At 57.9% G+C, this 7076-nt stretch carries 9 protein-coding genes; all 9 read right to left on the reverse strand.

Going from position 1 to position 7076, the window contains the following annotated elements; genetic code table 11:
• The coding region (locus tag B3187_RS04960) for a F0F1 ATP synthase subunit gamma (protein ID WP_286804885.1) at positions 1-473 on the reverse strand (473 nt) is incomplete at its 3' end.
• A gap of 52 nt (positions 474-525) precedes the next feature.
• Positions 526-2070: a F0F1 ATP synthase subunit alpha gene (gene atpA / locus B3187_RS04965; protein ID WP_024461768.1), complete on the reverse strand. Its 1545-nt coding sequence runs from the start codon at positions 2068-2070 to the stop codon at positions 526-528.
• Positions 2071-2086: 16 nt separating this feature from the next.
• Positions 2087-2623: a F0F1 ATP synthase subunit delta gene (locus B3187_RS04970; RefSeq protein WP_286804887.1), complete on the reverse strand. Its 537-nt coding sequence runs from the start codon at positions 2621-2623 to the stop codon at positions 2087-2089.
• 12 nt (positions 2624-2635) lie between these two features.
• Positions 2636-3106 carry a F0F1 ATP synthase subunit B gene (locus tag B3187_RS04975; RefSeq protein ID WP_024461770.1) on the reverse strand — a complete coding sequence of 157 codons (471 nt, stop codon included), beginning with the start codon at positions 3104-3106 and terminating at the stop codon, positions 2636-2638.
• Positions 3107-3203: 97 nt separating this feature from the next.
• The gene (gene atpE, locus B3187_RS04980; RefSeq protein WP_024461771.1) at positions 3204-3440 is read right to left on the reverse strand and encodes a F0F1 ATP synthase subunit C; all 237 of its coding nucleotides are present in this window, start codon (positions 3438-3440) and stop codon (positions 3204-3206) included.
• 48 nt (positions 3441-3488) lie between these two features.
• The gene (gene atpB, locus B3187_RS04985) at positions 3489-4421 is read right to left on the reverse strand and encodes a F0F1 ATP synthase subunit A (RefSeq protein WP_024461772.1); all 933 of its coding nucleotides are present in this window, start codon (positions 4419-4421) and stop codon (positions 3489-3491) included.
• Between the two features lie 28 nt (positions 4422-4449).
• On the reverse strand, positions 4450-4797 hold the full coding sequence (locus B3187_RS04990) for an ATP synthase subunit I (protein WP_286804890.1): 348 nt from the start codon (positions 4795-4797) through the stop codon (positions 4450-4452).
• Between the two features lie 239 nt (positions 4798-5036).
• Positions 5037-5939 carry a ParB/RepB/Spo0J family partition protein gene (locus tag B3187_RS04995; protein WP_024461774.1) on the reverse strand — a complete coding sequence of 301 codons (903 nt, stop codon included), beginning with the start codon at positions 5937-5939 and terminating at the stop codon, positions 5037-5039.
• 45 nt (positions 5940-5984) lie between these two features.
• A complete protein-coding gene (locus tag B3187_RS05000; RefSeq protein WP_024461775.1) occupies positions 5985-6785 on the reverse strand; it encodes a ParA family protein in 801 nt (266 codons plus the stop codon).
• Positions 6786-7076: the final 291 nt, after the last annotated feature.

Consider the following 7076-nt stretch of genomic DNA (forward strand, 5'->3'; position numbering starts at 1 on the left):
TCCAGCATGACCTTGACGCTGCCAATCAGGGAAGCGACGGTCGGTGCCTCACCCAGATCACGAGCGCTGGCGACCACATTGCCACCATGGCTGTTGAAAAACGCACCGGCTTTGGCACCCAGCAAGCACAGATCTACTGCGACACCCTGGTCGGACCAGGACTTCATGGACTTGAGTGCGGCCTTGAACACGTTGACGTTCAGGCCACCACACAGACCGCGGTCACTGGAGACAATGATGTAGCCCACCCGTTTGACTTCGCGCTCTTCCATGTAGCGGTTCTTGTATTCGGGGTTGGCGTTGGCCAGGTGACCGACCACGGCACGCATGCGCTGGGCATAGGGCTTGCCCCGCTCCATACGCTCCTGAGCTTTACGCATCTTACTCGCGGCGACCATTTCCATCGCGCTGGTAATTTTCTGCGTGCTTTTAATGCTCGAAATCTGCGTCCGAATCTCTTTTGCGCCTGCCATACTCAAAGGCCCTCAAGCGTGAATGAAGCGGTGCCTTTCGGCACCGCCGGTCTTACCAGGTCTGGGTGGATTTGAACTTGTCCACCAGGGCTTTCATCTTGCCTTGCAGCTCATCGTTCCAGTTGCCGGTTTCGTTGATTTCTTTCAACAGGTCGGCACCTTCGCTTTCAGCGTAGGAGAGCAGGGCACTTTCAAAGTCCAGAACCTTGTTTACTTCCACGTCTTGCAGATAGCCTTCGTTGGCGCAGAACAGAACCAGTGCCATCTGGGCAATGCTCATCGGCGAGTACTGGTTTTGCTTCATCAGCTCGGTCACGCGCTCACCGTGCTCCAGCTGAGCCTTGGTGGCTTCATCCAGATCAGAGGCAAACTGGGAGAAAGCCGCCAGTTCGCGGTACTGAGCCAGAGCGGTACGAATACCACCGGACAGTTTCTTGATCACTTTGGTCTGTGCGGAACCACCCACACGGGATACCGAGATACCGGCGTTCATCGCCGGACGGATGCCCGAGTTGAACATCGAGGTTTCCAGGAAGATCTGACCGTCGGTAATGGAGATCACGTTCGTCGGTACGAACGCCGATACGTCACCGGCCTGGGTTTCAATGATCGGCAGCGCGGTCAGTGAGCCGGTTTTGCCTTTCACTTCACCATTGGTGAACTTCTCAACGTAATCGGCACTGACTCGTGCAGCGCGCTCGAGCAGACGCGAGTGCAGGTAGAATACATCACCCGGGTAGGCTTCACGGCCCGGCGGACGACGCAGCAGCAGGGAGATCTGGCGATAGGCCCAGGCCTGCTTGGTCAAGTCATCATAAATGATCAGCGCGTCCTGACCGCGGTCGCGGTAGTACTCACCAATGGTACAACCGGCGAAGGCCGCCAGGTACTGCATGGCCGCCGGGTCCGAAGCGGTGGCAGCCACCACAACGGTGTGATCCATGGCGCCGTGCTCTTCCAGCTTGCGAACCACGGACGCAATGGAGGACGCCTTCTGGCCAATGGCCACGTAGATACACTTAATACCGGAGTCTTTCTGGTTGATGATGGCGTCCACCGCAATGGCGGATTTACCGATCTGACGGTCACCAATGATCAGCTCACGCTGACCGCGACCGATCGGCACCATGGAGTCAACCGCTTTCAGACCCAGTTGAACCGGCTGGTCAACGGACTGACGCCAGATAACACCGGGAGCCACTTTTTCAATGGCGTCGGTTTCTTTGGTGTCAACCGGACCCTTACCATCGATCGGGTTACCCAGTGCATCGATGACGCGGCCTTCCAGCTCGGGGCCTACCGGCACCTCCAGAATACGACCGGTGCACTTACAGGTCTGGCCTTCGGCCACACCCAGGTAGTCGCCCAGAATTACCGCACCGACGGAGTCGCGCTCCAGGTTCAGTGCCATACCGAAACGACCGCCTTCAAATTCGATCATCTCGCCGTACATCACGTCCATCAGGCCGTGAATACGCACGATGCCGTCGGACACGGAAACCACCGTGCCCTGGTTGCGGGCTTCGGCGGACACATCGAGTTTGTCGATGCGCTGCTTGATAATGTCGCTAATCTCGGATGGATTCAGCTGCTGCATGCTTTTTTCCTCAATCCTACGAATTGATTGCTTTGGCGAGTTTTTCTAACCGACCGCGCATCGAGCCGTCGATGACCAAATCACCTGCTTTAACGATAACGCCCGCCAGAAGCTGTTCGTCGACCTGGGCCCGGACGCTGATTTTGCGCTTGAGCTTGTCGCTGAGAGCCTGAGCCAGTTTTTCCTGCTCGGCATCCGCCAGGGTGAAGGCGGTGGTCAGCTCGACATCCACCGACTGCTCCTGGGCGTGCTTGAACGCCTCGAACAGTTGCTGAATTTCCGGCAACAAAATCAGACGCTTGTTCTGGGCCAGAAGCTGAACGTAGTTGCGCACTGGCTGGCTCAGTTCGTCACCGCAGGCCTCGATCAGAACATCGGCCTGTTGTTGGGCCGACAGTGACGGTGACGCGATACGATCGGCCATGGTGCCGTATTGGCTGGCGCCGGCCAGAGTCGCCAGTTGCTGGGCCCAACCGCTCAGATCCTGTGCGTCCAGCGCGTATTGAAACGCCGCTTTGGCATAGGGTCGGGCGAGGGTAGTCAGTTCAGCCACAGTTCACCTCACTTAAAGATTGGCAGCCAGTTTGTCGATCATGGACTTGTGCTTGGACTCGTCAATTTCCGCTTCCAGCACTTTCTGTGCACCGAGCAGAGCCAACTGGGACACTTGGCCACGCAGCTTCTCTTTGGCACGGTTCACTTCCTGCTCCACTTCGGCTTCGGCCGCGGACCGGATACGCTCGGCTTCTACCCGAGCCTGGTCTTTGGCTTCTTCAACAAGCTTGGCGGCGCGCTTATTGGCGGACTCGACGATACCGGCCGCTTCCTGTTTGGCTTCGCGCAGAGTCTTGGCGGCTTTTTCTTTCGCCAGTTCCAGATCCTTGTCGGCGCGATCCGCGGCGGCCAGGCCATCCGCAATGCGCTTCTGACGCTCGGCCATTGCGTCGGTGATGAACGGCCACACGTACTTCATGCAGAACAGCACGAAGAAAATAAACGCGATGGACTGTCCGATTAGGGTCAAATTAATGTTCACGCCGATAACCTCTGTTCCAGTAACGCTTTTGGCTTTAACCGTGTGCGCTCACAACCGGTGATGCACACGGATCGGGTTTCTGGGAGTTCGCGAGGTCTTACGCCAGGCCCGGTACGGTAACGAACAGGATGTACATGGCGATACCTACACCAATCATCGGAACGGCGTCCAACAGACCGGCGATCAGGAACATTTTGCCCTGCAGCATCGGAGCCAGTTCCGGCTGACGAGCGGAACCTTCCAGCAGCTTACCGCCCAACAGAGCGAAGCCGATAGCGGTACCCAGTGCGCCCAGGCCAATCAACAGTGCAACAGCAATCAGTGCCATACCCATGGTAGTTCTCCTCAGTTTTAAAAAAAGATAAGTGAGTTGTTCAAAACGTTAGTGCGTAAACTGGTCTTCGTCTTCCACATGGTGCGCCATGGCCATGTACACGATGGTCAACACCATGAATACGAAGGCCTGCAGGGTAATCACCAGAATGTGGAACACCGCCCAACCCCACTGCAGGAAGCCGCCGAAAATACCGATGATCAGGCCGGCGGAATACATGGTGGCGATCAGGATAAAAATCATTTCACCCGCATAGAGGTTGCCGAACAGTCGCAGGCCCAGAGAAATCGGCTTGGCGATCAGGGCAATGGACTCCAGGGCAAAGTTGATCGGAATCAGCAGCAGGTTCACATACCACTTGTCGGTATGGAAAGGGTGCAGGGTCAGTTCTTTGACGAACCCCATAAAGCCTTTTTTGACGATACTGAAGCCGATCATCAGCAGGAATACGGTAAAGCCCATGGACAGGGTGATGTTCGGATCGGTGGTGGGCACGATCTTGAAGTAGAAGTGACTGTCGCCGGCGATCCACATGGCCAGGGAGGGAATCCAGTCCACCGGCACCAGGTCCATCAGGTTCATCAGGAACACCCAGACAAAAATGGTCAGGGCGAGCGGGGCGATCATGGCGTTTTTGTGCTGGAAGCCGTCTTTGACGGTTTTGTCGATGAACTCGATGATGATTTCAACAAAGTTCAGCAGACCGGTGGGAACCCCCGCGTGGGCTTTTTTGGCCGCCCAGCGGAAAACGCCGATAAACAACAGACCGAGACCGATGGACCAGGCCATGGAGTCGAGGTGAATGGCATTGAATCCCATGGCAGACATGGCTTCGGAACATTTGGCCACCGTCCAGCCGGTGGTTTCCTGCACCTGATAGCCGTCACAGTAGGAGCCTTCCGGCAGTTTGCCATAGGTCCAGTTGGTCAGGTGGTGCTGAATATACTCGGTAGTTGTGGGAGTGTACTCTTCCGCTGCCATCCAAATAGTCTCTTTGTGTGAGTTCAACCTAGCCCTGGTGACGCGCCAGGGTGCGGGCGGTGACCAGACTGGCGCCCAGGTGTGCACCGGCAAATGCGATAAAAAATGCCGCCAGATGAATCTCTTTCACCTGCATAAACACAGCCGAAAACAGTGCCGCCGTGAGTAAAAACTTGATGGTTTCCGCCCGGTAAATGGCTTGCACCGCGGCTCCGGACTGCCGGGCACCGCCCAAGCGGCGAAAACTGTACCAGGCAAAACAGGCGCCGGGGAGAGCGCTGACCGCAATTCCCCAGAGCACTGACAGGCCCAGTCGGATCTCAAACAGCCAAATGCCCCCCGCCGCGATGAACAGCAGCAGCCAGAACAACAACAAGCGCGAAAGAACCGGAGGCCGGGCAATCGACTGTGGTCGGCGCTGTCGTGATGGCGTGGCGTTTATCAAAAGCTCGTCTGTTCGACCTGAGTGTCCAGCCCAGACGCCAAGCGACCGGGCCGCAGCATTATAGGGATAAAGCCCCCCCGCTTCAACCTGAGTCGGAAGCATTTACAACGCCGCTAATTATCGGATAATTCTCACTTTTTGCCGTTTTGACCGATTACTCAAAAAACTCGCTATTTGATGTGAGCGAGAATGCCGTCGAGCTCGTCCAGATTGTTGTAATTGATTACCAGCTTGCCTTTGCCCTTGGCCGTGTGTTGAATGGCCACACCGGCGCCCAATGTCTCCGAAAGCTGCTCCTCCAGGCGGCGAATATCCGCCGAGGGTGCGGCCGGTTTTACCGTATTCTTGTGCTTCTGCTCCTGAAGATTGCGTACCAGGGTCTCGGTTTGCCGGACCGATAGGGCCTTGCCGACCACCTGACGGGCCGCCACCCGCTGATCTTCGGGCTCCAGAGTGAGCAGGGCCCGGGCGTGGCCCATTTCCAGGTCGCCATGCTCGAGCATGGTTTTGACTTCCTCGGTCAGGGCAATCAGGCGCAACAGGTTGGTCACCGTGGTGCGGGATTTGCCTACCGCCTGGGCCACTTCGCCCTGGGTCAGCTCAAATTCTTCCTGCAGCCGCTTGAGGGCCATGGCCTCTTCGATCGGGTTGAGATCTTCGCGCTGAATGTTTTCGATCAGCGCCATGGCAATGGCCGCTTCATCGGGCACATCCCGGATGACCGCGGGAATCTTGTCCAGACCCGCCAGTTGAGTGGCTCGCCAGCGACGTTCACCGGCGATGATTTCGTATTTTTCCGGGGCGATAAGCCGGACCACGATCGGCTGCATCACGCCCTGGGCTTTGATGGAGTCCGCCAGCTCTTCCAGTGCCTCGGGGTGCATGTCGCGACGGGGCTGGTAGCGCCCGCGCTGAATCATTTCCACCGGAATGTGGGCGAGCCGGCCATCGGCCAGTGCTTCCTCGACGGCCTGGGGCGAATCCGGAGTGGGTGTATCCGCCGGAGCCGGCGTCACGCCCGCCCCCAGAAGGGCATCCAAGCCTTTGCCTAAGCCTTTGCGTTTTCCCGCCATTACCTTGCCCTGCTGATGATTTGCTGTAATTCAGTGATGGTTGCTTCAGGAGTGCGCTGCGTGAGCAGCGGCCTTCTCGTCGTTTTCGTTGCGCCGGATGATTTCCCCCGCCAGTGCCAGGTAGGCGATTGCCCCCTTGGATTGGCGGTCGTAGCTGAGCACCGGCTGCCCGTAACTGGGCGCTTCGGCCAGACGCACGTTGCGCGGAATGCAGGTCCGGTAGAGCCGGTCGCCAAAGTGCTGGGAGAGCTGGGCGGAAACGTCGTTGGTCAGGCTGTTGCGCGGGTCGTACATGGTGCGCAGCAGGCCTTCGATTTTCAGGTTGGGGTTGAGCAGTTCCTGAATTCGGCCAATGGTGTTCATCAGGGCCGAGAGTCCTTCCAGCGCGTAGTATTCACACTGCATGGGGATGATCACGCCGTCGCAGGCGGTCAGGGCGTTGACCGTGAGCATGTTGAGCGAGGGCGGGCAGTCGATGATGATGTAGTCGAATTCGTCTTTGATCGGTTGCAGGCCGTCCCACAGGAGGCGTTCTTTGCCGTCCAGGGAGAGCATTTCCACTTCGGCGGCGGTGAGGTCGCCGTTGGCGGGCAGGAGTTTGAACTGTCCGGATTCGGAGGTCTGCAGGCATTCGCGGGCGTCGGCCCGGCGGGTGAGTACGTCGTAAACGGTCAGTTCCAGTTCGCTTTTGTCCACACCACTGCCCATGGTGGCGTTGCCCTGGGGGTCCAGGTCCACCAGCAGGACGCGTTTTTTCGTCGCCACCAGGGAGGCGGCCAGGTTGACGCAGGTGGTGGTTTTGCCCACCCCGCCTTTCTGGTTGGCTACCGCGTAGATTCGGGTCAAAGCGTTATCCTTTGGATTATTCGAGAAACAGGATCAAAGCCGGGTATTGTGTGGCAAGCGGCCCTCGGGGACAAGTCCGGATTGTTTTTGATGGTGGGCGCATCACGTCCGGGCCGCTGCGGGGTAACCCCTTTCAAGACACGCCGTACATACATCCCTGTAGGCTCGAATCGCCGGTCCCCGGCTCCACGGTCTTGAAAGGGGTTACCCCGCACCGCCCCTCAGTGGTGTGGATCCGGCTGCAAACTGGCGGCAAATGGCATCCGGTCGCGTAGGGCGGGTAAGCGAAGC

The sequence above is a fragment of the Marinimicrobium sp. UBA4209 genome (genome assembly GCF_002381585.1).
GTDB lineage: Bacteria > Pseudomonadota > Gammaproteobacteria > Pseudomonadales > Cellvibrionaceae > Marinimicrobium > Marinimicrobium koreense.

Coding starts and splice junctions, on each gene's coding strand:
- atpA (WP_024461768.1), bottom strand. CDS start 2,070: ATGCAGCAGCTGAATCCATCCGAGATTAGCGACATTATCAAGCAGCGC.
- atpE (WP_024461771.1), bottom strand. CDS start 3,440: ATGGGTATGGCACTGATTGCTGTTGCACTGTTGATTGGCCTGGGCGCA.
- atpB (WP_024461772.1), bottom strand. CDS start 4,421: ATGGCAGCGGAAGAGTACACTCCCACAACTACCGAGTATATTCAGCAC.
- B3187_RS04995 (WP_024461774.1), bottom strand. CDS start 5,939: ATGGCGGGAAAACGCAAAGGCTTAGGCAAAGGCTTGGATGCCCTTCTG.